At 66.8% G+C, this 24,617-nt stretch carries 23 protein-coding genes; 14 read left to right on the forward strand and 9 right to left on the reverse strand.

Going from position 1 to position 24,617, the window contains the following annotated elements:
- Positions 1-39: 39 nt before the first annotated feature.
- Positions 40-960, reverse strand: coding sequence for a hypothetical protein (locus tag CQ042_RS05535; RefSeq protein ID WP_146115351.1), 921 nt, complete (start codon positions 958-960; stop codon positions 40-42).
- Positions 961-973: 13 nt separating this feature from the next.
- Positions 974-1,441 (reverse strand): peptidase inhibitor family I36 protein, encoded by a 468-nt coding sequence (locus CQ042_RS20280; RefSeq protein ID WP_181157459.1) that lies wholly within the window; start codon positions 1,439-1,441, stop codon positions 974-976.
- 609 nt (positions 1,442-2,050) lie between these two features.
- On the opposite strand from CQ042_RS20280, the gene CQ042_RS05545 reads away from it, so the two are divergent.
- From CQ042_RS05545 to CQ042_RS05560, 4 genes are all read left to right on the forward strand, one after another.
- Positions 2,051-4,375, forward strand: coding sequence for a glycoside hydrolase domain-containing protein (locus CQ042_RS05545; RefSeq protein ID WP_181157460.1), 2,325 nt, complete (start codon positions 2,051-2,053; stop codon positions 4,373-4,375).
- Positions 4,376-4,389: 14 nt separating this feature from the next.
- Complete coding sequence (locus CQ042_RS20390) at positions 4,390-4,941, forward strand: hypothetical protein (protein WP_181157461.1); 552 nt, start codon at positions 4,390-4,392, stop codon at positions 4,939-4,941.
- Positions 4,942-5,158: 217 nt separating this feature from the next.
- A complete protein-coding gene (locus tag CQ042_RS05555) occupies positions 5,159-6,010 on the forward strand; it encodes a hypothetical protein (RefSeq protein WP_181157462.1) in 852 nt (283 codons plus the stop codon).
- A 590-nt stretch (positions 6,011-6,600) separates the two neighbouring features.
- A complete protein-coding gene (locus CQ042_RS05560) occupies positions 6,601-7,068 on the forward strand; it encodes a hypothetical protein (protein WP_105669474.1) in 468 nt (155 codons plus the stop codon).
- Between the two features lie 129 nt (positions 7,069-7,197).
- Here CQ042_RS05560 and CQ042_RS05565 read toward each other — a convergent pair whose 3' ends face one another.
- Together CQ042_RS05565 and CQ042_RS05570 are read right to left on the reverse strand one after the other, a co-directional pair.
- A complete protein-coding gene (locus CQ042_RS05565; protein WP_181157463.1) occupies positions 7,198-7,896 on the reverse strand; it encodes a hypothetical protein in 699 nt (232 codons plus the stop codon).
- Positions 7,897-8,199: 303 nt separating this feature from the next.
- The gene (locus CQ042_RS05570; protein ID WP_258132048.1) at positions 8,200-8,607 is read right to left on the reverse strand and encodes a helix-turn-helix domain-containing protein; all 408 of its coding nucleotides are present in this window, start codon (positions 8,605-8,607) and stop codon (positions 8,200-8,202) included.
- Between the two features lie 207 nt (positions 8,608-8,814).
- On the opposite strand from CQ042_RS05570, the gene CQ042_RS05575 reads away from it, so the two are divergent.
- The 5 genes from CQ042_RS05575 to CQ042_RS05595 are packed head-to-tail and all read left to right on the forward strand — an operon-like array spanning position 8,815 to position 13,814.
- Positions 8,815-9,270 (forward strand): transporter substrate-binding domain-containing protein, encoded by a 456-nt coding sequence (locus CQ042_RS05575; protein WP_258132049.1) that lies wholly within the window; start codon positions 8,815-8,817, stop codon positions 9,268-9,270.
- On the forward strand, positions 9,267-10,244 hold the full coding sequence (locus CQ042_RS05580) for a cation transporter (protein ID WP_105669476.1): 978 nt from the start codon (positions 9,267-9,269) through the stop codon (positions 10,242-10,244). Before CQ042_RS05575 ends, CQ042_RS05580 begins: the two co-directional genes overlap by 4 nt.
- Positions 10,245-10,299: 55 nt before the next feature.
- Complete coding sequence (locus tag CQ042_RS05585) at positions 10,300-10,563, forward strand: glutaredoxin domain-containing protein (protein WP_045264281.1); 264 nt, start codon at positions 10,300-10,302, stop codon at positions 10,561-10,563.
- A 31-nt stretch (positions 10,564-10,594) separates the two neighbouring features.
- Complete coding sequence (locus CQ042_RS05590; RefSeq protein WP_258132050.1) at positions 10,595-11,989, forward strand: MFS transporter; 1,395 nt, start codon at positions 10,595-10,597, stop codon at positions 11,987-11,989.
- 28 nt (positions 11,990-12,017) lie between these two features.
- Entirely contained in the window at positions 12,018-13,814 is a 1,797-nt protein-coding gene (locus tag CQ042_RS05595; RefSeq protein ID WP_181157464.1) for an aldehyde dehydrogenase family protein, read from the forward strand.
- Between the two features lie 3 nt (positions 13,815-13,817).
- Here CQ042_RS05595 and pip read toward each other — a convergent pair whose 3' ends face one another.
- Together pip and CQ042_RS05605 are read right to left on the reverse strand one after the other, a co-directional pair.
- On the reverse strand, positions 13,818-14,795 hold the full coding sequence (gene pip, locus CQ042_RS05600; protein WP_105669477.1) for a prolyl aminopeptidase: 978 nt from the start codon (positions 14,793-14,795) through the stop codon (positions 13,818-13,820).
- A 65-nt stretch (positions 14,796-14,860) separates the two neighbouring features.
- The gene (locus CQ042_RS05605) at positions 14,861-15,745 is read right to left on the reverse strand and encodes a neutral zinc metallopeptidase (protein ID WP_105669616.1); all 885 of its coding nucleotides are present in this window, start codon (positions 15,743-15,745) and stop codon (positions 14,861-14,863) included.
- Positions 15,746-15,797: 52 nt separating this feature from the next.
- Between CQ042_RS05605 and CQ042_RS05610 the strand changes: the two genes are divergently transcribed.
- From CQ042_RS05610 to CQ042_RS05630, 5 genes are all read left to right on the forward strand, one after another.
- Positions 15,798-16,787 carry a malate dehydrogenase gene (locus tag CQ042_RS05610; protein ID WP_105669478.1) on the forward strand — a complete coding sequence of 330 codons (990 nt, stop codon included), beginning with the start codon at positions 15,798-15,800 and terminating at the stop codon, positions 16,785-16,787.
- A 51-nt stretch (positions 16,788-16,838) separates the two neighbouring features.
- The gene (locus CQ042_RS05615; RefSeq protein WP_105669479.1) at positions 16,839-17,315 is read left to right on the forward strand and encodes a recombinase family protein; all 477 of its coding nucleotides are present in this window, start codon (positions 16,839-16,841) and stop codon (positions 17,313-17,315) included.
- An 86-nt stretch (positions 17,316-17,401) separates the two neighbouring features.
- Complete coding sequence (locus CQ042_RS05620; RefSeq protein WP_105669480.1) at positions 17,402-17,764, forward strand: hypothetical protein; 363 nt, start codon at positions 17,402-17,404, stop codon at positions 17,762-17,764.
- Positions 17,761-18,168 carry a hypothetical protein gene (locus CQ042_RS05625; protein WP_105669481.1) on the forward strand — a complete coding sequence of 136 codons (408 nt, stop codon included), beginning with the start codon at positions 17,761-17,763 and terminating at the stop codon, positions 18,166-18,168. The genes CQ042_RS05620 and CQ042_RS05625 overlap by 4 nt, the downstream gene beginning before the upstream one ends.
- 7 nt (positions 18,169-18,175) lie before the next feature.
- Entirely contained in the window at positions 18,176-18,598 is a 423-nt protein-coding gene (locus CQ042_RS05630) for a hypothetical protein (RefSeq protein ID WP_105669482.1), read from the forward strand.
- Positions 18,599-18,637: 39 nt separating this feature from the next.
- Here CQ042_RS05630 and CQ042_RS05635 read toward each other — a convergent pair whose 3' ends face one another.
- Genes CQ042_RS05635 through CQ042_RS05645 form a run of 3 tightly spaced genes read right to left on the reverse strand, consistent with a single transcriptional unit; the run spans position 18,638 to position 24,598 of the window.
- The gene (locus tag CQ042_RS05635) at positions 18,638-19,405 is read right to left on the reverse strand and encodes a hypothetical protein (protein WP_146115355.1); all 768 of its coding nucleotides are present in this window, start codon (positions 19,403-19,405) and stop codon (positions 18,638-18,640) included.
- A 25-nt stretch (positions 19,406-19,430) separates the two neighbouring features.
- Positions 19,431-23,405 carry a type VII secretion protein EccCa gene (gene eccCa / locus CQ042_RS05640; protein ID WP_105669484.1) on the reverse strand — a complete coding sequence of 1,325 codons (3,975 nt, stop codon included), beginning with the start codon at positions 23,403-23,405 and terminating at the stop codon, positions 19,431-19,433.
- Entirely contained in the window at positions 23,402-24,598 is a 1,197-nt protein-coding gene (locus CQ042_RS05645) for an FHA domain-containing protein (protein ID WP_181157465.1), read from the reverse strand. Before CQ042_RS05645 ends, eccCa begins: the two co-directional genes overlap by 4 nt.
- Positions 24,599-24,617 lie beyond the last annotated feature (19 nt).

Genomic DNA, 24,617 nt, shown 5'->3' on the forward strand with positions numbered 1-24,617 from the left:
GGCGTCGTGCGCTAGACAACTCTCGTTTCTCAGATCGCATCAAGACGACGAAACGAGAGTTGCTACGCGCTCAATCATCTCAGCGTCCGTCGCGGAGATCTCCTTGCGCAAGTCCTCCAGCGCCGCTGCGTTTGACTGAAGTAAGTCGACCTGACGGGACCACTCAGCCTGATAAAGCGCGGCGCTGTAGCCAGAGCTTTCGCGGCACCGAGCGTCGGCAACGGCGTCGCTGATTTCGGCAGACGTGAGCGGCGGCGAGCTGTCCACCTCTGAGAAGTTTGCCCAGCCATAGCGGGCTTTCATCGACTCCGAAGGCATGCTCGCCGGCGTCGAGGGAAGATCTGAAACTCCAAGCGGAGCCATGCATGCTGCCCACTCCTTTGCGGAATCTGCAACCGTCGGATCCTCACGGGCACCGAGTATCGCCGCCTGCGCAATCCCCGGAGAGTAATCCAACGTCCTCGGACCCCACTTCGGAACATCTTCGTCCGCCATCAAGTCACGCACGCACCCGTCTAGGGCGGCGAGCTCGGTGTCGGACATGGGGCGCCGCGTATACGCGAACCACACATCGTCGGCCGGACTCGACTCCGCCGGGAGATGGTACCCAAACTTAGCAGCCACACCCTCGTCGAATCGATTTCGCACGCTCGACTCGGTGCCGTCGTCCGTCAAATCTGGCGAGGGCACGGTCTGCTCGAATCCTTGCCCTGTGAGGCACTCCTGGGAAATGAGCGCGTGAAGGTACGCTTCTCGCTTGATTTGAACCTGACTCACCATGTACTGGTCCAGGGGCATAACCCAAAGGGCCTGATTCTGCTCGGGCAGTGACACCTCGACACCAGCTACGGTCTCTGATCCACGCTTGTCCTCCGCGTTCGGCTCTCCCGCGCAGCCAACGAATCCAACACACAACACCGCAACACCGATCAGAGCGACGGTCTTTGGTCTAGCTTTCATGAATCCCCCGGGCTCAGTTGCGGCAGTTCGTTGATACCGAGTTGAACCTACCCGAATCGACAGCCCAGCGGTTCTGAACGTAGCCCGAGTCGTTCGTGGTGTTTCCGTCACCGCGCTTCTTTTCGAGCGAGAAGGTCCAGAGACTAGCGGTGGGGCCGCTCACCCGGTAGTAGTCAGCCCGGTACATCGTGACCGTTTCGTAGTTTCCGTTGTTGTAGACGGAGATCGGTTCGGTCGCCTTCTTGTTCGTGTTGCGGTAGTTGAGAACGTTGTAGTCGGACACGCACTGCTGGAACCAGACCAGGTTCGCTTCGCTGCCGCCCGTCTTGTATGTGTGGTCCTGCCACACGCACGTTGCACCGCTCGGGCAATACGTCTCAGGAGCGGCCTGAGCTGCGGGCGCCATCCCGGCCCCGACACCCAGTGCCACCAATGTTGCCGCAAGGGTCGCAATCAACTTGCGGGAGCTTACCTTCTTCATTGCGCTATCTCCGGGTCTCATCGAGGTGCAATAACGACGCGACCAACGGTCACGTCGGAAGCGGAGCGCACGCGGAAATAGGTTTCCGAAATCGTAGGATGCCTGCGTCATTGATCTTGATGGCAGGTGACCCGGAATGATCCCGAGGAGAGCGAAGAGCCCCAGCGTGTCACAGCTCGGGAACGTTGATGCTCTCGAACGAACACCGATGCGAGCTTCACATCAACAATGGCGGGCGCCGCATGGGATGTCAATCTGATTCTTCAGGGTCCCACAACCGCGCCGCTTGAGAGCGGGAAAACCTTTGATCCGCTCGTCGCCACCGCCGGGTCGCGGGCGTGCAACGTTTCATGCAGTGGCTTTGTCCACCGAAAGTTCTGTCCCCCTTTCGGTGGACAGAAGCTCAATACGAGCCTGTCTCAGGCGCCTCTTCGGCCGCTTGACACCCGTCGATTTCGAGGCCACTATGACCAAGGACCTGGCGGTCGCGGCCGAACCGAAACTGTGACCTGCTCGTGCTCCCTATGGCCGTGGCTCCACCATTGGGTCAGCGACAGGTATGCAGAACTTAGGAATACTCCCCGGCCCCAAGAGAATGGCTTCAACTACATGACATCTGATCCCAAGGTCCGGGCCACCCAAGAATGGCTGAACGCGACATACGGTACGGCGGTATTGGGTCGCAAACTGGACGAGGATGGCCAGATCGGCTGGAAGACAATCTTCGGCATGATTCGAGGGCTCCAGAAAGAACTTGGCATCACGTCGTTCTCCGACAGCTTCGGCGACGGGACGATGGCCGCGTTGACCGCGCAGCACCCAGTGATCAGCTCCGCGACAAGCAAGTATGAGGTCAGGCGTTTGGCGCAGAGTGCTCTATGGTGCCATGGCTATCTGGGCGGTCATGAATGGGGGACACTAGACGCGGTGACCAACAACGGCATCAAGGGATTCCTTGTTAGCTGCGGTCTCGCTTCGGCTGCTGAGAGTGTTCCGACCCAGGTCACACCGAAGATGCTGAAGGCATTGATGACGCTGGACGCCTATTCGCTGGTTGGGTCCGGAACTGCGTCCATACGCGAAGCGCAGCAATGGATCAATGGGAAGTACCGCAACCGCAAGCTGCCCATCCTTCCCTGCGACGGCATCTTTACTCGAAGTACCCAGCAGGGGTTGATGACGGCAATCCAGTACGAATTGCTGTTGACGGACTCACAAGCGAACGGCAACTTCGGTCCATCCACCAAGAGCGGCCTTGCAGCGCAAGGCAACGTCTCTTCCGGATCGGTCGACGGTACGCGGAACTGGGTACGACTGTTCCAGTGCGCACTCCGCTTCAACGGCTATGACTCACCGCTCACGGGAACGTTCAACGCGGCGACCGTATCGACCACAAACGCGTTCCAGAGCTACGCGGAGCTGGGAGCAACTGGCGCTGCGAACTTCAAGACCTGGGCGTCGCTTCTGATCAGTACAGGTGACGAGACCCGCGCCGGGACGGCATCCGACATGGCCTCCCAGCTGACCGCATCATGGTGCAACAGTCTGTACACGAATGGCTATCGTACGGTGGGGCGATACCTGAGCGTACTGGGAAAGAGGTATGCACCCGGAGAGCTTGAGAACATCTTCAACGCCGGTCTCAAGACGTTCCCGATTATGCAGGAGTCAAACACCGGCCCAAACGACTTCAGCTATGAGAAGGGGTTGGACCACGGTTTCCAAGCGTTGAGGCGACTCCGTCAGCTCGGATTCAAAGATGGCACTACCGTATTCTTCGCGGTCGATTTCGACGCTCTCGACGACACCATCACGTCGCTGGTGAAACCGTACTTCGAGGGCATCAACCAGCGCTTCAACGTCTCACTGTCGAACTATCGCATCGGTATCTACGGCACGCGGAACGTTTGCGCGCGCATCATCAATGACGGGCTCGCTCAGGAAGCGTTCATCGCTTCGATGTCGTGGGGCTGGGGTGGGAATCTTGGCTTCCCCCTGCCGCCCTCGTGGTCCTACGACCAGATCTGGAATGGCGTACTTTCCGGCACGACTCTGGAGATCGACAAGAACATCCAGTCCTCACGAGCGAAGCCAGCGGCCCGGGCCGACGTGGCTCGAACCCCCCTGACCTACGCGACGAGCGGCCCTGGCGGCCCTCCAACGACCCTGTCGTTCGACGAAGACTATTTCTGGTACATCTCGGAGCTCACAACTCGCGCTGAGATTCAGGCGCAGTCGAAAGAATCTGCCTGGAAGATCGCGCTGTTTTATCTCCAGAACTTGGACTACACGAGCGCAGCCTGGCAAGCGGTCGCGCCCGCTGACCTTGGTTCCCTGGACTTCCTGCTGTACCAGAACGTGCGAGATGAGATGCCACTGCCGCCGGTAAGCACCCGATCTCGAATGACGCACTGGGCGGCTTCGACGCGCGTGTACCAAAAGTACTGGATCCTCGGTGAGCCGGCAGGAAGCACTGCAACTGTGAGTGACCTCGGCGCATGGGGACTCGACCTCGCACAGGCCTGGGGTGACTACCTGAACGCGTCGACATCAGAACCGATCCGCTCATGGATTGCGAGCCGCGTCGGGAGCACTGCGCCAGGTTTTGATCACGATGACATGCTCGGCGACATCGACGCGCTACTGGTCACGCGAATGCTCCGCGATAACCCCAATCGTTCTCTCGACGACACAGTTCGAGAGATCGAGGTCAACGCCGTAGACGACCCACTGTGGCGCTATCGCCGCTTCATGAACGTACGATTTGGGAACAGCTACACGGCAGCAGCAGAGGCGGGAAGATCAGTGTTCACGACTCTGTGGGGGCAATTGGCCAGCTGGGCCATCGTGAAAGTCGCGAAGCCGACCACTCCAGAAGCCCACCAGGTCGGCCTCGGCTTCTCGGATGCGCTGAGACGATTGGCAGACCAGTGACAGAAAGGGCGCTGATGACGGACAACCCGCCGCGGGACAACTCTCACAGAAGCGGTGCGCGCGCCTCTGAATTGGCGACGACCGCAGCGCTCGTGGGTTGCATCCTCACGTCCGTGTACCTCGTTTTCGGCGGCACATCGTCCCTCGCGCTATCCGGGGTGAATCCGCTGGCGGCATGGCCGTACATTCTCGGGTTCGCCCTCGCCGCTCTGGGCATCTTGCTCCACGCGTCCCAGCCGCGCACTTCGAAGGACCATGTCACCATCACCGTCGCCGCAGGCGTGCTGGGATCTCTGACCCTGCCCATCGCATGGTTGTATTTCGGGTTCGCCGGAATTGGTGTGGACACCGACGAGCAGGTGACAGGGCTTATGGCTGCCTTCATCGCCGCGGTGGTACCGGTCGTGATGGTCTTCGTGAGTGGTGTCATCTCGTGGCGAACCTCAGAGTGGACCCGCAAACATCGACTGCGAGTGACGACGGTGCTCGTGCTTGCCGCTGCTGCGGTCAGCATAGGGTGCATCATCTTCGCGCGCTTCTCCTTCCCCGACACGGGAACCACCTGATGGTGACGGGTACGAAGGCGCCCATCCGCCGTGGCACGGCAACACACGAACAAAGGACTCGTACATGGTAGACATCGGCCGCCTCGCCATGTCCCGCCGCGCTATCTTCCAGGGGGCGCTTTTTGCGGGGGCGTTCATCGCATCGGTGACTCCGAGTCCGACTCCGAGTCCGACTCCGAGCCCTACCCCGACCGAAACTCCGACGCCGACTCCCACCGTGAGCCCTGCCGCTCCTCCCACGCTCGCGCCGTCCGAATGGGTTACCTCGAAATGCTTCGACGAGGCATGGTCAACCGAGGCAATCGCGTCCTTCCCGCAGTTCGTGGCCGTCACGAATGTCACTGAGGCGTTTGATTGCCGAGTCATCTGGGACAGTCGCATTTTCGAGGTCGCTCCAGCGGTGCTCGCAGTGACGAGCGACGTACGAGAAGTCGACCACGAGCTTCTCGAAAGCGGGGCGCTGCTCCTGCACGTGCCGGCGGGGACAACAGCTCTGCTATTCAACGTCGCGGGGGTGAACCTCTACCCGAACGAGAACATCGGCACACCCAAGGACACTCTTTTTGAGATCGTCGACGGCGCGAATGTTCTGACCTCGGTGCCGGTTCCCGCGACCACCGCCGCTTGCTCCCCGTGGGCACTCGAGATCGAAGCGGAGTGGACGACGCTGGACGGCGTCATAGTTCCGCTCGCCGTTCGCATGATCTCCAAGGGGCCAAACCCGGTTCCGGCGAACTCCGTCGTTGATGTGATCACGGCGGCTTCGATCGACCCGGCTTTCGCGGTGCCATCGGCGGGTATTGCCGTAAGCAGCGACGTCGGTGGCGGTCAGATCAGTCTGCATGCGCAAGCGGTGCGGGGAATCGAGATGGACTCAATCGAAACGTTGGTCTTCCCGTTCGGTGCTGCCGTCTCCACCCCCGAACGGAGCCCTTCCACCATCAGTAGCGTTCTTCATCACTTCCCGGGCGACACCACAGGCATGCGGATCACGAACAAGGCAGCCGCGTACCCGGTGACAGAATCAGGGCTGCCCGTGAGTTCCTTCGAGCCGGAACCTACAGCCTGAGCAGTGGAGGCGGCACGTTGCCTCAATCTCCGCTACCAGGCCGTTCACCTCTTGACCAGACGTTGTAAGTGGTCTGGCAACTGCTCCGCGCGGAAGCACGGTCAACAAGACCTTAGAACCGTGGCTCGTCGGCGCGATGAGTAACCGCCGGTTCGTTGAACACCTCGACGTACGCGTCGAACCGGAAGCCCTGTTCTACGAACTGGCAGTCGTGGAAGAGTCCGTGTCCGCCCCAGGTATATGTGAAGCTCCACTGGCTCGAGTCTTCATCGATCCCGGCGTCTAGACGGCGACCGACGTGCGCGGCCCATACCCGCTCATGTCGATCTGGCGGATCGACATGGAGCCGAACACGGCCCTGACGAACCCGTGGAATCTCGAACTTCGGGCGCTGAAGTTGCTCGGCGGTAACGCGCAGATATCGGACGCGACCGACGTCGTTCGGATCGTGAACACGAGGATCGACGAACTGCAGGGACCCCTTGGTGAGCGGTCTGGCTTCCTACCCAGCAACTACGGGACCTCGGGCGCGACACTTGAGATGACTCTCAACCCGAACTTTTGCGTTCTGGGAGCCCGGGATAGGGGACATGACGACCGCCACACACGCCGAGGTGTACTTCACCATCTCGTCCGTCCTTCACCGAGCGCGGCATTCGAAGGACGCGAAGTTCTCGCTGTTCGAACAGCCCGGGTTCGGGCACGTCCTGTCGCCGGCGAACGTCGACCGGTTCAACGACCCCGTCATCCAGGCCGCGATCCTCCGCGCCGCACGAGGCACCGAATTGCACTTCGACAACCTGGAGCAGCAGAGCAGGCACATGGCCGCAGCCATCGAGACGGCGGTACGGTCCTGGTCCGATGAAGAGCGCGGGGCGTCCGCCCTCGAATACGTTCTGTCGCTCGTGCGCGGTGTCGAGAAGATCGGTGCCGGAGCGCTCCGACTGCACACCGACGACATCCCGACCATCGAGCGAGCCGCGAAAGCTGTGGACGCTGAAAAGGCACCGCTCCTGCACGCGGCACTCTCGCACTACCTCGCGCACAGCGGAACATGAGTCTTTCTCGTTCTGCGGCGACGCATCTTCGACACCAAAGGTGCAGCGAGTCGCGCGCGGTGGCTTCTGGGGCGCTGGACCACCGGTACGCAAGTCGTCATCGTGTTCTGCGCATTGGTCATCCTGGCGTCAGAGCATGTCGGAGCACTCGGGTAGGGCGGCGTACGCCGACTCGATGGCAGTGGTGGGCTCTGCGGGCGTTTCGACATCGTGAAGCTCGCGGGTCACACCGTCACTGGTGAGCACGATGAGCGGCCAACCTGAGACACCTCCAGGTGAGAAGACCCGGACTGCGATTGCTTGCCCGACGTTGAGCTCGACACCGACGTCGACGCCGGATGTTGAACTGTCCTCGATGCGTGCCCAGGAAAAGTGGTCGCCGTCGTTATCGCCGTTCCACACGTTGACGATAGTGATGGGCAAGCGTCCGGTGTTCGTAATCACGATGTCCACGACATTGCCTGTCGCGGCGATCTGCATACCTTCGCCCATCGTCACGCACGCAGCCATCGGAGCGATGAACGTGCCGGCGAGATGGTCGCGGGTGCTGGTGTCGATGGCGACGGCGAGTGACGCAGCCGCGACAACCACCGCAGCAGCGGAGAGCACGAGAGTGACGGCGTTCAAGACCCGCCGCCCGATGATGCCGCTCTTCTTCTGATCCGCGACAACCGAGCGCACCGCGACAGACTCACGCTCGACGGCACGCAGGAGTGGAATCAAAGCGGACGCGAATGCGCGGCGCACAGCCTCCTCGGTCAGTGGCGCCCCGACGCTCACGGATTTCTGCGGTTCCCGTGCCTGACCTCGACGACCCCGCTTGCCCATCTAAGAACCCACCCGCATAGGAGCTACATGGATGTAGAGAGACGAGACCTTCGCCGGCAGATGCTGCGTCATCTTGTGACGCGTCTGTTGCTGGTGACCGTCGCGGCGTTGGCGATCTGGTGCGCGGCGCATTGCTTCTCCTCGTGGATAGAGATGGTGCCATCGGAACCGTCGCGCCTCTCGACAGCGTTGCAGGGTTCCCTCTGGGCAGGACTCAGCACCCCCGCCGTGATCCTCGGGCTTGTCCTGACGTGGTCCGGCGTGGAGGACGTCCTTAACTATCGACGCGAAGGCCGAAAGGCGTTACCGAACGGGATGGGATGCCGTGAGCTCGCGGATCACGGTCCCCGTCACAGGGTCGGTCTCGCGCAGCAGCGGCGCGTGGTGGCGACGCAGCACCCGACCGACAGTCGAGGCCTGCATGCCGAGCTTGCCGGCGATGAAGACCGGACCGCGGCGGGTCAGATGCCGCATGATCCGCACTCGGGTCTCCAGGCACGGCCCGGTCTGAGAAGGATGCGACTTGGCGATACTGGACCGATCGATCAGACCCGCCGGACCCTCCTCCCGGAACCTGCGCCACCACCGCCAGGCGGTCGTGCGAGAGATCCCCATCTCCGCCGCGACCTTCGCGACCGCACGACCCGACTGGACGCGCTGAACCATGATCAACCTGCCGGCCGGAGCCAGCCGGGCATTAGCGTGGGACACGAGAAGCCTCCGTGTGTTCGAGCTGAAGAACTAGACAGCTCCAACTCGACACCGGAGGCTTCTCCTACGTCAACAACGATCCGGGTCAGTACACCTAGCGCCTGGTGGAGGCTCTCGTCAACGCCATTCACCGCCGGGCGCGATCGGCGCATGCTCTGGGGGGTGAAGAGATCTCTGTGTCGGCAGGGGCGGAGCAGCCCCCGGGCTGTGCAGATCGCACTCGGAATCATGCTCGCCGCCTCGCTCGCCGGGTGCGGACTCACCGTCCCCACCGACCCCGAGGGCACCTTGGCTTCGGTCACCGGCGGCGAGCTGCGCGTCGGCACATCGCCGGACGGCGATCTCGTGGAGGTCACCCGCGACGGACCGACCGGGAGCATCGTCGACCTCGTCGACCGCTTCGCCGACAGCGTCGATGCCGAAACCGAATGGACCGTCGCCTCGGAGGAGACCCTGGTGACGATGCTCGAGGCGGGCGAGCTCGACCTCATCGCCGGCGGCATCACCGCCGACACGCCCTGGGTGGACAAGGCGGGGGTGACCCGGGGCTACCGCACCATCGACGGGGCCGACGGCCGCGAGATCGTGATGCTCGTGCCGCTCGGCGAGAACGCGTTCCTGTCGTCCCTCGAGCGCTTCCTCGACGAGGAGGTCGGCGGATGACCGAGACGGGGCAGTTCGGCCGCACGACCCTGCCGCCCGAGCAGCAGCGCGCGATCCGCCGCGCGGTGCGGTGGGAGATCTTCACGATCGTCTACACCTCGATCACCATCGCCGTGATCGCCCTGGTGGTCGGCGAGTCCCAGGCGATGCGCACGGCCTGGATCGAGGACATGCTGTCCCTGATCCCGCAGTTCGCGTTCCTGACGGCGCTCCTCTTCGTTCGCCGCCGGCCCACCAGGAAGCACCCCTACGGCCTGCACAGGGCGATGGGCATCGGACACCTCGTCGCGGGGGTGGCGCTGCTCGCCGTCGGTCTGAACCTGGCGGTCGAAGCCGTCACCGGACTGATCGCCGCCGAGCACCCGACGATCGGCACCGTGCAGCTCTTCGGGCAGACCATCTGGCTCGGATGGCTCATGGTGGCCGTCATGGCCGTCGTGATCGTCGGACCCGTGTTCTTCTACGGCCCGGCGAAGTCGAAGCTCGCGCCCGTGCTGCACAACAAGCTCCTCTACGCCGACGCCGACATGGCGAAGGCCGACTGGCAGACGACCGTCGCCTCGATCGTCGGCGTGCTCGGCGTGGGCATCGGCCTGTGGTGGCTCGACGGCGCGGCGGCGCTGTTCATCTCTCTCGGCATCATCGGGGACGGCTTCCGCAACACCCGCACCGCGGTGGTCGATCTCATGGATCAGCGCGCCCGCACCTACGACAGCGCGCACCCGCATCCGCTGGCCGCCGACGTCGTGTCGTACCTGCGGAGCCGTCCCTGGGTCGCGCAGGCCGGCGTGCGGATGCGCGACCAGGGACAGGTGTTCCACATCGAGGCCTTCGTCGTTCCGCACCGCCGGAAAGTCGCCGTGACCGACCTCACCGCGGCGGCCGAGGGGATCACCGACATCGACTGGAAGATGCAGGACGTGGTCGTGGTCCCCGTCGAACGCCTGCCCGACGAGGCCGACACCGGGCGCTGAATGCGCACAGCCGGCACTCAGCGCCACCTCATCCGGACGGCCCTAGGCTGGATGCATGACTTCTGCTGCCTCCGACACCATCACGATGTTCGGCGCCGACTGGTGCCGCGACTGCATCCGCACCAAGAAGCAGCTCGACGCGCTCGGGGTCGAGTACACCTACGTCGACCTGGTCGCGGAGCCCGCCGCGGCGGACGTCGCCAAGGAGATCTCGGGTCGCACGAACATCCCCGTCGTCGTGTACCCCGACGCCTCGCACCACGTCGAGCCGTCGAACGCCGACGTCGAGTCGAAGCTGCGCGAGCTCTCCCTGATCTGATCCGGCGGCATCGCGCCGCTACACTGGCGCGATGAGCACCGAGGCTCGGCCCGAACGAGCATCCGTCCGTCTTTCTCCGCGCACGATCGTGCTGTACGCGATCGGGTCTCTCGGGACCGGCGGCTATGCAACGCTGCCCGGATTGGTGCTGACCTACTTCCTCACCGACAACCTGGGTGTGGCCGCCCTGGCGGCAGGGCTCATCGTCACGGCGGCGAAGATCTGGGACGTCCTGATCGACCCGCTGATCGGCGCCGCCTCCGACCGCCAGCTCGCCCGCACGGGCTCCCGCCGCGGCTTCATGGTCACGGGGGCACTCGCGCTGCCGCTGTTCTTCGCACTCACCTTCGCCGTGCCGCCGTCCTGGGGCCCGGTCGCCGGCGCGATCAGCGTGCTGCTGGCGTTCCTCGCGACGGCGACCGCGTTCAGCCTGTTCCAGGTGCCGTACGTCGCCCTGCCCGCAGAACTGACCGGCAGCTACGACGAGCGCACCCGACTGCTGGGCTGGCGGGTGGTCGTGCTCACGGCGGCGATCCTGCTGTTCGGCGCCGGCGGACCTGCGCTGCGCAACGCCGGCGACGACCCCGTCATGGGCTACCTGCTGATGGGCATCGCGTCCGGTCTCGTGATCGGCATCGGGATGCTGATCGCCTCTCGCACGGCGGATGTCGCAGCGCGCCGCACCGCATCCGCCCCCACCACCCCCGCGGCCGCATCCACGTGGCGCGACCAGTACATGTCGGGCTTCCGCGCACTCGGACGCAGCCAGCCGTTCCGCGCGCTGCTGGGCACTTTCGTGCTGCAGGCGCTCGCGACGGGGACGATGCTCGCCGGCGCACAGTATGTCGCGACCTGGGTGCTGCGCTCGGAAGACGCCGTCACGTTCGTCTTCGTCGCCCTCGTGGGGCCGGCACTGCTCGCGACCCCCGGCTGGACCGTCATCGCGCGACGGGTCGGCAAGGAGCGCGCCTTCCGGATGGCCAGTGTGCTGTTCACGCTGGCGGCGGCATCCCTCATCGTCGCGGTGTGGGCGCCCGGCGCCTGGATCTACGCGTCCGTGGCCGTCGCCGGCATCGCCTATGCGGGACTCCAATCGCTGCCGATGGCCATGCTGCCCGATGTGATCTCGCACGACGAGCGCACCAGCGGACCGGGGCAGGCCGGCACGTTCACCGGTATCTGGACCGCGGGCGAGACGGTCGGCTTCGCCCTCGGCGCCACGGCCGTCTCGCTGACGCTCGCGGCGACCGGCTACGTCTCGACCGTCGCCGGCGCGACGGTCGAGCAGCCGGACGCGGCGGTCACCGGCATCGTGCTCAGCTTCAGCATCCTGCCTGCCGTGCTGATGGCCGCCAGCCTGCTGACCCTCGGCCGCTACCGTCTGCGGCGAGCGGATATCGACGCCGTCACAGGCCCCGACGCCTAAGCTGGGATCCCGTCCGAAGGAGACGTCGATGACTTCTGCGAGCACAGCCGCCACCCCCGCCGCGACCTCGAAGCGAGCGCCGAAAGCCGAAGCCCCCGCACTGGGCGAAGGCGAGCGAGAACGGCTCGACACGGCGGTGGACGCCCTTCAGACCGGGGCTCGTACGTGGTCGGCGCTCACCCTCGCCCAGAGGGCGACGCTGCTGCGTGCGGTGCGCACGAGCGTCGCGGCCACCGCAGAGGATTGGGCGAACACGGCCGCGGCATCGAAGGGCCTCGACGGCAGGCATCCGCTGCGGGGCGAGGAATGGCTCAGCGGGCCGTACAGCGTTCTCGGCGCGCTGGACGCCTACATCGAGACGCTCACCCGCCTGGCCAACGGCGCCAATCCGCTCGACGGGATCGCGATCGACCGCGCCCCGGGCGGACGCACCCGGGTGCACGCCTTCCCCCTGACCGGCATCGACAAGTTCCTGCTGTCCGGCTTCACGGGCGAGGTCTGGCTCCAGCCCGGTGTCACGCCCGGCGCCGCACGCGCGGCCGCAGGTCTCGCGCAGCGCACGCCCTCCGAACCGGGTGGGGCCGGGCTCGTGCTCGGCGCGGGGAACGTCACCTCGATCCCGGTGCTCGATGTGCTCTACGAGCTGCTCGCCCACAACCGCACCGCTCTGCTGAAGGTGAACCCCACGCAGGATGCCCTGGTGCCGGTGTACAAGCGCGCGCTCGCGCCGTTGATCGAACCGGGATTCCTGCGCATCGTCCGCGGCGGGCCGGCGGTCGGCGCGTACCTCACCGGCCACCCTGACCTCGTGCATGTGCACATCACGGGTTCGGCAGCGACCTTCGACACCATCGTCTGGGGCCCGTCGAAGGGCGAAGGCGCGGCGGCGACGAAACGGCGGCGGCGTGAGAACCGCCCGCAGCTCAAGAAGCCGATCACGGCCGAGCTCGGCGGAGTCTCCCCCATCATCATCGTTCCCGGGGCTTGGACCGACGCCGACATCACCTACCAGGCCGAGCACGTCGCGACCATGCGCCTGCAGAACTGCGGCCACAACTGCATCGCGGGTCAGGTCGTCATCATGTCGTCGGACTGGGACCAGGCCGACGCCTTCCGCGCCGCGCTGCGCCGCGCTTACGCCAACGCTCCCGAGCGCCCGATCTGGTACCCGGGCTCCCCCTCGCGGATGGAGCTCGCGACCGAGGCCTACCCCGACGCGCTCGTGCTCGGCGACCGACTTCTCGTCGAGATCGACGCCGACGACGACCCGACCGCGCTGGAGACCACCGAGTACTTCGCGCCGGTTCTCGGCGTGGTCACCGTTCCCGGCACCGGACAGGAATTCCTGGATGCCGCCGTGGCGCACGCGAACGACAAGCTCCAGGGCACCCTCGGCGCGAACCTGCTGATCGATCCCGCGACCGAGAAGTCGCTCGGGGCCGGATTCGACCGGGCGATCACGGCACTCCACTACGGGTCGATCGCGATCAACGGCTGGACCGCCTTCGGGTTCATCACCCCGACCCTCACCTGGGGCGCGTTCCCCGGCGGCACGATCGAGGATGTGGGCAGCGGCATCGGCGTCGTGCACAACGCGCTGCTGCTCGACAAGGTCGAGCGCTCCGTGCTCCGCGGGCCGTTCCGCCCGTTCCCGCGTTCCCTGCCGGTCGCGAACGGTGGCGGGCGACTCACGATCCTCCCGAAGCCGCCGTGGTTCGTCTCCGCCCGCACGGGCGCGGCGGTGAGCGAGGGACTGACCCGCTACCGCGTCGACGGCAGCATCGTCGGCCTCGTGAAGACGCTGACGAAGGCCCTGCAGGCCTGAGGTTCAGCGTCTCGCGCGGGCGAACCGGTCGGTCGCGGCCCGGAGCGCCTTCTGCGTCCCCGGCTCGGTGGCCGCGTGACCGGCGTCGTCGACCACGACGAACTCGGCCTCGGGCCAGGCACGGTGAAGATCCCACGCCGTCATCATCGGCGTCGCCACGTCATGCCGCCCCTGCACGATGACGGTCGGGATGTGGCGGATGCCGGGCACGCCCGCGATCAGCTGGCCCTCGTCCCACCAGCCGCGGTTGACGAAGAAGTGGTTCTCGATGCGGGCGAAGGCGGTCGCCGCCCGCGCATCGGACATCGCGGCGATCTGCGCGGCGTTCGGTACGAGCGTCACGGTCGACGCCTCCCACGTCGACCAGGCCACCGCAGCCGGGACGTGCACGGCCGGATCGGGATCGAACAGCCGGCGGTGGTACGCCTCGATCATGTGCGAGCGCTCCAGCACCGGGATCGGCGCCACGAAACCCTCCCAGAGGTCGGGGAACAGCGCCGCCGCGCCGCCCTCGTAGAACCACTCGAGCTCGACGCGTCGCAGCGTGAAGATCCCCCGGAGCACCAGCTCGGTCACGGCGTCGGGATGCGCCTGGGCATAGGCGAGCGCGAGGGCACTTCCCCACGATCCTCCGAACACCTGCCACTTCTCGATCCCGAGGTTCCTGCGGAGCAGATCGATGTCCGCGATCAGGTGCGCGGTGGTGATGTGACGGAAGTCGGCGTCCGGCGCGCTCGCGTGCGGGGTGCTGCGCCCGCAGCCACGCTGATCGAGCAGCACGATGCGGTAGACCTTCGGGTCGAAGAACTGCCGCTGCCACGGCGATGTCCCGCTACCGGGCCCGCCGTGCAGGAAGACCACCGGCTTGCCCTCGGGGTTGCCGCTGACCTCCCAGTAGATCCGGTGGCCGTCGCCGACGAGCAGCTCCCCGGTCTCGTGCGGTTCGATCGGTGGATACAGTGCATCCGTCTTCTTCATCATCGGCCCCCCAGCCGGTCGTGCTGACTACTTCGTCAACGGTAGCGGACGTTCCCCGTCCGCCGTGATCACGGATCCAGCTGGCCCGCGGGAAGCGTCAGCGCCTGCTCGCAGACGCCCCGCCCGTTCTGGTACCCCTCGGCGAACCAGCGCTGACGCTGCGCGCTCGAGCCGTGCGTCCAGCTCTCCGGGTTCACGAACCCGGACTGCTCCTGGATGTTGTCGTCACCGACCGTCGACGCCGCGTTCAGTGCGTCTTCGATCTGCTGCTCCGTGGGCTTGAGGAGGTACGGATCGCCGTCGGCATCCGTCTGCTCGGTCATCCGGCCGAGCCAGGCCCCCGCGTAGCAGTCGGCCTGCAGCTCGATGCGCACACCGTTGCTGCCGGGTCCCGTCCCGTTGTTCGGGTACTTGTCCATGTCGCCGGTGATGCTCTGGATGTGGTGGCCCCACTCGTGACCGACGATGTAGAGCTGCGCGAGGTCGCCGGCGGATGCACCGAACTGCTGCTGCATGAGCTGGAAGAACGTGGGGTCGACGTAGACCGCTTCCTCGGGCGGGCAGTAGAACGGTCCGACGGCGTTGGATGCCGTGCCGCACTGCGTGGGCGTCGATCCGTCGACCACGACCATCTGCGGCGGACGGTAGCCGTCGACGTTGTCGGCCCAGAACTCGTCGAGCGCGAGTTGGGCGCCCGCCATCCGGCAGTCCACATCGGCGTTCGCATCCGCGCCTGTGTCGCAGTTCTCGATGATCACTCCTCCGGCGGGCTCGCTTCCTCCGCTCGGAGCCCCGCCGCCCAGCAGACCGGTGAGATCGATACCGAGGAGGGGCCCGGCGATGAGGGCGATGATCCCGAGCACGCCCACGCCGGCGACGCCTCCGATGGCCGCGTTGCGCCCGCGTCGGCGCGTGGTGTTGCCCGAGATGTCGGCTTCGGGATTGAAGGTCATGCGTCGAGGGTACTCCGCGCGGAGGTCCTCCGAACGGACGTAGGCTCGGAGCATGACGACCACGATCACCCTCACCGGCGCCGGCGGACAGATCGGCTATGCACTGCTGTTCCGGATCGCGGCGGGCGACCTGCTCGGTCCCGACGAGAAGGTGCGGTTGCGGCTGCTGGAGATCCCGCAGGGGCTCGGTGCCGCGGAGGGTGCGGCGCTCGAGCTGCAGGATGGTGCGTTCGATCTGCTCGAGCACGTGGAGGTGACCGACGATGCGGCCGTGGGCTTCGACGGCTGCGACCTCGCCCTGCTCGTCGGCGCCCGTCCGCGTGGTCCCGGAATGGAGCGGGCCGACCTGCTCGCGGCCAACGCCGGCATCTTCGGCCCTCAGGGCGCAGCGATCGCCGCGAATGCCGCCTCCGGAGTGCGCGTCACCGTCGTCGGCAACCCCGCGAACACGAACGCCCTGATCGCCGCGGCTTCGGCGGACGGTGTGCCTGCCGAGCGCTTCACGGCCCTGACCCGGTTGGACGAGAACCGCGCGCGGGCGCAGCTGTCACTGACGCTCGGCGTGCCCGTGCACACCGTGCACCGCGTGCCCATCTGGGGCAACCACTCGGCCACGCAGTTCCCCGACATCTCGCACGCGACCGTGGGCGGCGAGCCGGTGAGCGAGGCGCTCGAGCAGATCGTCGGAGATGTGCCCGCCTGGCTCGAGAGCACCTTCATCCCGCGGGTCGCGAAGCGCGGAGCGGAGATCATCGAGGTGCGCGGCTCGTCCTCCGTGGCATCCGCGGCGAGCGCGACCATCGATCACGTGCGCGACTGGGTGCAGGGCACCGAAGACTGGACCTCAGCCGGTGTCGTCTCGCGCGGCGAGTACGGCGTGCCGGAGGGGATCATCTCCTCGTTCCCGGTGCGCTCGGTCGACGGGGAGTGGCAGATCGTCGAGGGCTTGGAGCTCAGCGAGTGGGCGCGTGCCAGGGTCGATGCGTCTGTGGCCGAGCTGCTGCAGGAGCGTGAGACGGTGCGGTCGCTCGGTCTCCTGTGAAGGGTCGCCGATCCAGAGCCCGACAGGGCACAATGGAGTCGGAGGTGCGCGATGAGCGAGACGATTGATCCGACGAAGACGGCTGCGACTGTCGAGGAGGCTCTCACGAGCCCGCTGCATCTGCCGCACGATGCCGCGGCCTGCCCGAAGTGCTTCACCGAGCTGCAGCAGAACCGCAACTTCTGGACCGCGCGGCCCGACGACTCCCGTCTGGTCGGCCTGGTCGTCGCCCGTGAGGGAATGCCCTCGGTCGTCGAGCAGCGTGACGACCTCACCCGCTTCGGCGTGCCGATCGAAGGCTTCCGCCACCCGGCCCCCGACATCCTGGAGAGCTGGAACGACCGTCTCGCTCGCCTCATCTCGACCCTGAAGCACGGAGATGTGCTGGTCGTCGTGAACATCAAGGCTCTGGGCCGCGACTCGGAAGAGGGCGCACGCACGGTCTCCGAGCTGCGCCGCCACGGCATCATCGTGAAGGTGCTCAACCACAACGCGCGCCACCTCGCCGACGCCGCAGCCGCCCGCTGATCTCCCGGCATACAGCGTCCGGTTCCCTTCTCCCCCACCTCCTCCCGCGTTAGCGTGGAACCGGGGCGGGGATATCTGGGGGAACAATGTGCACAGGCATTCACGTCGATATCATCGGCCTGCGCGGAGTGGTGCAGTCATTGCAGGAGATCTCGAGCGACAGCGGTGGTACCGGCGGCGAGTTCGATTTGTCCGGGGCGTTCAGCGACCTGGTCACGTCCGGCACGAAGATGTTCACCGCTGTGTGGTCTGACGCTCATCGCATTCTTGAGTTCACGAGCAGCAGCCTGGCGGGAGGAGTGGACGACACAGCCCGGGATTTCCTCGCCGCAGAACGGGGCGCGCACCTGCCCTTCATCAACGCTGCCGCGACTTCGGCCTACGCCGAACGCGGCGACTTCGCGCCCCAGCACCAGACCATCGTCTGGACCGAAACGGTGTACCCATGACATTCGGCTTCCGCCCCCACCGTTCAGCGGTGGCCGCCGCGGTGGCACTGGTCGCGATGCTGGGTTTTGCCAGCTGCGCCCCCGCCGTCACCTCTCCCATCGGCGTCTGGGAAGCGGTCGGCGATGACAACGGCACCCTCACCATCAAGAACGACGGCACATTCACGATGACCGACGCCTCCTTCAACCCCCTCCAGTACAGGGCCACGCAAGACGACTTCCGCGGCTCCGGTGTCTGGGAGATCTTCTCCGACGATCCCCCACTCGTCCTCCGATTCGACGAGGCCACCAACGGCGACTTTCCTGTCGAGCCCGCGGCACTACAAGTCGACTTCACCTCCGGCACGATCCGGTTCGAAGACCCGGAACTGACCGCGAGCATCGAATTCCGCATCACGGACTAACACCCTCATGACACACCTCCGAGACTCGACCCCGAACACGCCCTTGGCAGGCGTACTCGTCCTCGCCACGATGCTCGGCCTCACCGGCTGTGCCCCCGCGCCCGAGATCACGTCCCCCATCGGCGTCTGGGAAGCGGTCGGCGACGACAACGGTACCCTCACCATCAACGACGACGGCACATTCACAATGAGCGACGCCTCCTTCAACCCCCTCCAGTACAGGGACACACAAGACAACTTCCGCGGATCCGGAGATTGGCGCCTCACCAGCGACGGCGACGAGGTCATCCTGCGCTTCCTCGAAGCAACAAACGACGGCTTCGTCGTGGAACCCAGTGCACGTCGTCCGAACTTCACGTCCGGCACGATCCGGTTCGAAGATCCGGAACAGACCGCGAGCATCGAGTTCCGCCTCACGGACGAGCCATGATGTCCACGGACGTTGTCGTATGGAGCACTCGGAGCTGACTCAGACGCCGGGGAAGTCTCCGCGGCGCAGACGGGCGAGTGTCGTCGGCCCGATCTCCGCGCGCGCCTGCGGGTTGCTCGCGTAGAACGTCACGAGTTCGGCGAGGATGACGGGGTCGCTGGCGAGATCAGTCGCCGCCCACGAGGAGGGGCGAGCGGTCGCCGTCCGCAGCATGACGCGATTGCCTTGCAGCGAGGCACCAGAAATGTCCTCCCACGACAAGGACGCGTGATTGCGCGGGATCCGCAGCTCCAATCCGTCCGGGCGAAGCGTCAGCCGATGCGCGGTCGGAGGACGGAACCAGAATCGGACTCCGGCGATCAACAAGGTCAGGCCGATCACGAGGACGCCCAGAAGCATGCGCATCCTGACTGCATCCGCGGGAACGGTGAAGACGCTCCATGCGCAGCCCGCCAAGATGACCGCGCCCACGAACGCGAAGGCACGTAGCGGCCGGATGATCCCCGGAACACCAGCGAAGACGACCTCTCGTCCGTCGACGGCGGCCCTCGCGATCCGCGAGCGAGGTACCCGGATGTGAGCCGCCAACAGCCAGACGCCCACCGCGACGGCGGCGATGACCCCCACCCCCAGGAGCTTCAGCGCGGGTGCCGGATCGGCGAACAGGAGCATGCTGAAAAGAACGGCCACGAGGCTGAAGACGGCGGCGAACACCACCAGTCCCGTCGTCGCCCGCTGCTGACCCTGCCAGCCGGCGTGGCCGCGGACCCAGATCGTCCCCATGGACGCCATCTCCTGCTGTGTCACCCGAAAGACCCTTCGACGCCAGCACTCACTCGTAACTCGGCGGGACCCACAGCAGCTGCGCGGCGACCAGGCCGCGGTCACGGCTGACGATCTGCGCGCGGCCGGGGATGGCCGGGACGGCCTTGACCTTGCCGATCAGCTGGCCCTCCTCCGGGCTGCCCGAGAGCAGGATGCCGGTGGCGCCGAGGTCGGTCATGCGCTGGATGATCGGGTCGTAGGCGGCACGGCTCGCCCCACCCGTGCGACGGGTGAGGATCACGTGGAGACCGAGGTCGGCCGCCTGGGCGAGCAGCGGGGCGAGCACGGCGACGGGGTTGCCCTGCGACGTCGACACGAGGTCGTAGTCGTCGATGAGGACGAAGCCCTCCGCGCCCTTCCACCACGACCGGCTGCGCAGCTGATCGGGTGTGACATCGGCACCGGGGATGCGGCTCTGGAAGAACTGCGCCAGCTCGCTCATCCCGCCCTCGGTCATCTCGTGCGACGTGAGGTAGGCACCGAGGTACTCCTGCGGGATCTCCCCCAGCAGCGCACGGCGGTAGTCGACCACGAAGATCTTCGCCTCGGTCGGCCCGTAGAGGCGAGTGATCTCGTGCACGACGCCGCGCAGCATCGAGGACTTGCCGGAGTCGGCATCGCCGTAGAGATACAGCAGCGATTCGGCGCGGGGGTCGATCGAGAAGGGGGCGAGGTTCGCCTCGTCGATGCCGAGGAGGATCTCGCGGGGCTCCGAGCCGTCGGACGAACCGGCGGCCGCGACTGCGCGCAGGTCCGCGTGGCTGATACGCGAAGGGAGCAGACGCAGCTTGGGCCCGGCGGGTCCGTGCCAGGCGCCGGCGACGCGCGCGACCAGGTCGTCGATGCCGTCGGCGAGCGAGGAGGCGTCGTCGACACCGTCGACGCGCGGCAGCGCCGTGAGCATCTGCAGGCCGCGGTCGTTCAGACCCCGGCCGGGGATGGCCGTGACGTTCTCCGCCGCCTTGCGGTTGACCTCGGAGTCGGTCGGGTCGCCGAGCCGCAGCTCGACACGGGTACCGATGAGGTCCTTGATGTTGGCGCGGATCTCCATCCAGCGCGCCGCGGTGATCACGACGTGCACGCCATAGGTCAGACCGCGCGCGGCGATCGCCTGGATCTGCGGCTCGAGCATCTCGAACTCGGCACGCAGGGTGCCCCACCCGTCGACCATGAGGAAGATGTCACCGTAGCCGTCATCGGCGAGGCCCTGTGCGCGGCGCTGACGGTACGCGTCGATCGAGTCGATCCCGTTCTGACGGAAGTACACCTCGCGGGCGTTGAGGAGGCTCGTGACCTCCGCGACCGTGCGCCGGACCACGTCGGGCTCGGATCGGGTCGCGACACCGCTCACGTGCGTGAACTTCTGCAGGCCGGTGAAGCTGCCACCGCCGAAGTCGATGACGAAGAACTGCACCTCCTGCGGGGTGTGCGTGAGCGCCAGGGCGACCATGGTGGTGCGCGCGAGGGTGCTCTTGCCGCTGAGGGGCGCACCGATGATCGCCATGTGTCCGGCTGCACCGCCGAGCGAGACGGCGAGGTTCTCACGACGCTGCTCGAGGGGCACATCGACGATTCCGAGCGGCACGGTGAGCGCGCCGGCACCGCGCCAACGCGGGGAGATCAGGCCCAGCGACGGGTCTTCGACCAGGTCGCCGAAGAGCTGGTCGAGCGTGGCCGGCGTCTCCAGCGGCGGCAGCCACACCTGGTGCGCCGCGGGACCGCGTCCGCTCATCATCTCGACGGCGATCTCGAAGGTGTTCCGCTTCTCCTCCGGCTCCGCGTCGACGACGACCTCCGGCTCATCCACCGGCGTCTCGGCGCGCCAGACCGGCGCGGCGGTGAACAGCTCGACGGCGGTGGACCCGGAGCTCTGCCCCGATCCCGATGCGGCACGACGACGGCGACGGGGCGGCGGGCCCGACACGTACGCGGCACGGAACTGCGTCATCGTCTCGGTGTCGGACTTCAGGATGCCGGCGCCCGGCTGCGTGGGCAGGTGGTAGGCGTCGGGGACGCCGAGGACGGTGCGCGATTCCGCGGCCGAGAAGGTGCGCAGACCGACGCGGTAGGACAGGTGCGTGTCGAGGCCGCGCAGCTTGCCCTCCTCCAGGCGCTGCGACGACAGCAGCAGGTGCACCTGGAGCGATCGACCCAGGCGACCGATGTTGACGAACGTGTCGACGAACTCGGGCTTGGCCGACAGCAGCTCGGAGAACTCGTCGGCGACGATGAGCAGAGCAGGAAGGGGCGCGAGGTCGGTGCGTCCTCCGCGGCGGGCCTTCTCGTAGTCGGCCACGTTGGCGAAGGGCCCGGTGGCGCGAAGCAGCTCTTGACGACGGACCATCTCGCCCTGCAGCGCATCCTGCATGCGGTCGACGAGCGAGATCTCCTCGCCGAGGTTCGTGATGATCGCCGAGACGTGGGGCATGTCGGCCATGCCGGCGAACGTCGCGCCACCCTTGAAGTCGACGAGCACGAAGTTGAGCTGCTCCGGGGAGTGGGTCATCGCGAGCGCCAGCACGAGCGTGCGGAGCACCTCCGACTTGCCCGATCCGGTCGCACCGATGATGAGACCGTGCGGCCCCATGCCCTGCTGGGCCGATTCCTTGATGTCGAGGATCAGGGGGCTGCCGTCTTCGGTCTGGCCGATGGGCACCCGCAGGCGGTCGCGCTCGAGACGCGGCGACCATGCGGCATCGAGGTCGAGGTCGCGCACGTCGGGGAGGCCGAGCAGCTCCACGAGCTCGGCCTGATCGGTCGCGCTCTTCTTCTTGGTGATCGTCGTTCCACCCGAGTACAGCGCGATCAGCCGCCGCGCGGTCGCCTCGGCCTCGACGATGCTGATCGCGTCGGCTTCGAAGGAACGCGCCGGAACCTGCAGGCTCACGAGCTCGGCACGCGCACCCTTGCCGCCCGCTTCGAAGGCGATGCGGAGGGCGTTCGGGTCGTCGAGGTCGCCCCAGCGCGCCGGGAGATCGATCACCGTCACGCCCTGCACACCGTCGCCGCTCACGAGCATGTCGTTGAACGAGGTGGTCGCCCCATCGGTGACGATCACGATGTGCGGCGACTTCGCGCCGGAGCCGTCACGGGCGAAGCGCGAGCGCTCCCGCACCTCGGCCGGCAGCATGTCCTCGAGCTCCGACAGCTGCGATCCGATCATGCGCGCGGCGCCGAGCCCGTCTCTGACGGTGCGTGAATGCGTGTGCGGCAGCCATTTGGCCCACTCCCACTGCGGCAGCACATCGGGGCCGGCGGCGATGACGATCTGGACGACGTCGGGGTCGTGCATCGTCGCCACGTGCAGCAGCATCGCCCGCGCGAGCGCCCGCGTCTCGTCTTCGTCACCGGTGATCTCGATGCGGGCGTAGTCGCGCAGCGTCACGCCGAGGGAGAGGTTCTTCTGCACCTCGTGCGTCAGCATGAAGCGGTGGGCGGCGGATGCTGCGACCGGGTCGAGCTGGGCGAGAGGCGGTAGCTCCGGCGCTTCGAGCGAGATGCACAGCGGCTGGTCGTTCGTACCGACGCGCACCGAGAGGAAGTCGGGGTCGTTGACTCCGCGCTCCCACACACGAGTGCGCTCCTCGGCGATGTACGGGAGTGTCTCGGGTGCGGGAAGGTGCCAGTTGGCGGCTCGCCGCTGCTGCCGCGCCGCGACGCGGACGGTCTGTCGCAGCTCGGTCAGGTAGGCCAGGTATTCGCGGCGAGCGCTGAGCGTGGCGGCCTGCCGCTGCGAACGCTGACGCCAGCCGTTGACGGCGACGAATCCGAGCGAGGACAGCAGGAACATGCCGCCGGTGAGCAGACCGGTGACCGACTGGTTCGACATGGTGACCATGACGATCGCGCCCACACTGCCGAGCATGGGCAGCAGCGAGCCGAGGATGCCCATGCCGCCGTCGTTCGGCTGCAGCTCCGGCGGCGCCTGGACGGGGAGCTTCCCGGAGGGGACGCGGGGCGGGGCGAGACGGGGTCCTGTCATGCTCTCTCTCCGGCGCTGCTGTCGGTGGCCAGCAGGAGGCTGATGGTGAAGCTGCGGTTTCCGATGCGGACACGGTCGGCGTCGTCGAGGAGCACGCGCTCCCCGGCGACGAGCTCGGTCGTCTGTCCGTCATCAGCGCGGATGTCGGAGCCGTTGGTCGATCCGAAGTCGGTGACCCAGGTGCGGCCGCGCGAATGCTCGATGCGCAGGTGCGTCTTCGAGACGGATGCATCCGGGTCGGTGACGATGATGAGCCGGTCGTCGTGGGCGCTGGCGACGGGAGCGCGACCGAGGTTCGCGGCGAGCGGGAGGGCGAGCTGCACGCGCTGTCCTGTGTCGAAGATCAGCAGCAGCGCTCCGGTCTCGGATGCCGGGGCTGCGGCCTCGGTTCCGGCCTGCGGCGCGGGCGCTGGTGCGACGGTGAACAGCGGCTTGTCCGTGCCCGGAGCAGTCGGTTCCGGGGTCTCGGTGCGGTGCGACGCGGCGCGGGCATCGGTGGGTTCGGAGTCTTCGTCGACGACGGAGGAATGCGCACCCAGCGGCACGACCTGGGGCGGGGCCAGCGACTCGACAGCATCGACGACAGGGGTCTGCGGCGGCGTCTCTGCCGCGGCGCGGGCGGGAACGGAGACGACGACCGTGCCGGCCACCCGATCGGCCCAGGACTGCCGTCGACCACCACGATCCCACGCGCTGGAAGCGACGACGACCCAGCTGCCGACCGCCACAAGGAAACCCGCGCCGGTGATGATGCCGCGCACGAGCTGACGCCCGACGCCGGGCGAGTAAGGACGGTCGGCGCGGGAGCTGCGAAGGCGCAGCACCGCGTTCCCGAGCGTGATCCCGGTGCGAGCTTCGAGAACCCAGAGGAAGATCGCGAGCTCGAGCACGGCGAGACCGGCGAGCAGCATGCTCTGGGAGAGGACGAGGACGATGGCGGCCCCGAGGATCACGGCTGCGGCGTCGAGCGTGAAGGCGGCGATGCGCAGGCCGGTTCCTGCCGGCGCGCCCGCGAACGCCGGACCGAGGCCGTCGTCGGGTCGCCGCGCCGCTGTGCGCCGGGATGGGATCGGGGTCGGAGCCGGCGGTGCCTGCCCCTGCCGCAACGGCGCTCCGTCGACGCCTGGAGGCGCCGCGATGAGCGCAGGCGGTAGCGCCGGGATCTCCCCCGGCTGGCCAGCACCGGGTTGCATCGGAGGGATCGGGCCACTG

The organism is Microbacterium sp. MYb62 (assembly GCF_002979475.1).
Taxonomy (GTDB): Bacteria; Actinomycetota; Actinomycetes; order Actinomycetales; family Microbacteriaceae; genus Microbacterium.

What these genes read in the sequence shown, in the direction of transcription:
- CQ042_RS05535 (WP_146115351.1), bottom strand. Translation starts at nt 960, where the DNA reads ATGAAAGCTAGACCAAAGACCGTCGCTCTGATCGGTGTTGCGGTGTTG.
- CQ042_RS20280 (WP_181157459.1), bottom strand. Translation starts at nt 1,441, where the DNA reads ATGAAGAAGGTAAGCTCCCGCAAGTTGATTGCGACCCTTGCGGCAACA.
- CQ042_RS05545 (WP_181157460.1), top strand. Translation starts at nt 2,051, where the DNA reads ATGACATCTGATCCCAAGGTCCGGGCCACCCAAGAATGGCTGAACGCG.
- CQ042_RS20390 (WP_181157461.1), top strand. Translation starts at nt 4,390, where the DNA reads ATGACGGACAACCCGCCGCGGGACAACTCTCACAGAAGCGGTGCGCGC.
- CQ042_RS05560 (WP_105669474.1), top strand. Translation starts at nt 6,601, where the DNA reads ATGACGACCGCCACACACGCCGAGGTGTACTTCACCATCTCGTCCGTC.
- CQ042_RS05565 (WP_181157463.1), bottom strand. Translation starts at nt 7,896, where the DNA reads ATGGGCAAGCGGGGTCGTCGAGGTCAGGCACGGGAACCGCAGAAATCC.
- CQ042_RS05580 (WP_105669476.1), top strand. Translation starts at nt 9,267, where the DNA reads ATGACCGAGACGGGGCAGTTCGGCCGCACGACCCTGCCGCCCGAGCAG.
- CQ042_RS05585 (WP_045264281.1), top strand. Translation starts at nt 10,300, where the DNA reads ATGACTTCTGCTGCCTCCGACACCATCACGATGTTCGGCGCCGACTGG.
- CQ042_RS05590 (WP_258132050.1), top strand. Translation starts at nt 10,595, where the DNA reads ATGAGCACCGAGGCTCGGCCCGAACGAGCATCCGTCCGTCTTTCTCCG.
- CQ042_RS05595 (WP_181157464.1), top strand. Translation starts at nt 12,018, where the DNA reads ATGACTTCTGCGAGCACAGCCGCCACCCCCGCCGCGACCTCGAAGCGA.
- pip (WP_105669477.1), bottom strand. Translation starts at nt 14,795, where the DNA reads ATGATGAAGAAGACGGATGCACTGTATCCACCGATCGAACCGCACGAG.
- CQ042_RS05605 (WP_105669616.1), bottom strand. Translation starts at nt 15,745, where the DNA reads ATGACCTTCAATCCCGAAGCCGACATCTCGGGCAACACCACGCGCCGA.
- CQ042_RS05610 (WP_105669478.1), top strand. Translation starts at nt 15,798, where the DNA reads ATGACGACCACGATCACCCTCACCGGCGCCGGCGGACAGATCGGCTAT.
- CQ042_RS05615 (WP_105669479.1), top strand. Translation starts at nt 16,839, where the DNA reads ATGAGCGAGACGATTGATCCGACGAAGACGGCTGCGACTGTCGAGGAG.
- CQ042_RS05620 (WP_105669480.1), top strand. Translation starts at nt 17,402, where the DNA reads ATGTGCACAGGCATTCACGTCGATATCATCGGCCTGCGCGGAGTGGTG.
- CQ042_RS05625 (WP_105669481.1), top strand. Translation starts at nt 17,761, where the DNA reads ATGACATTCGGCTTCCGCCCCCACCGTTCAGCGGTGGCCGCCGCGGTG.
- CQ042_RS05630 (WP_105669482.1), top strand. Translation starts at nt 18,176, where the DNA reads ATGACACACCTCCGAGACTCGACCCCGAACACGCCCTTGGCAGGCGTA.
- eccCa (WP_105669484.1), bottom strand. Translation starts at nt 23,405, where the DNA reads ATGACAGGACCCCGTCTCGCCCCGCCCCGCGTCCCCTCCGGGAAGCTC.
- CQ042_RS05645 (WP_181157465.1), bottom strand. Translation starts at nt 24,598, where the DNA reads ATGCAACCCGGTGCTGGCCAGCCGGGGGAGATCCCGGCGCTACCGCCT.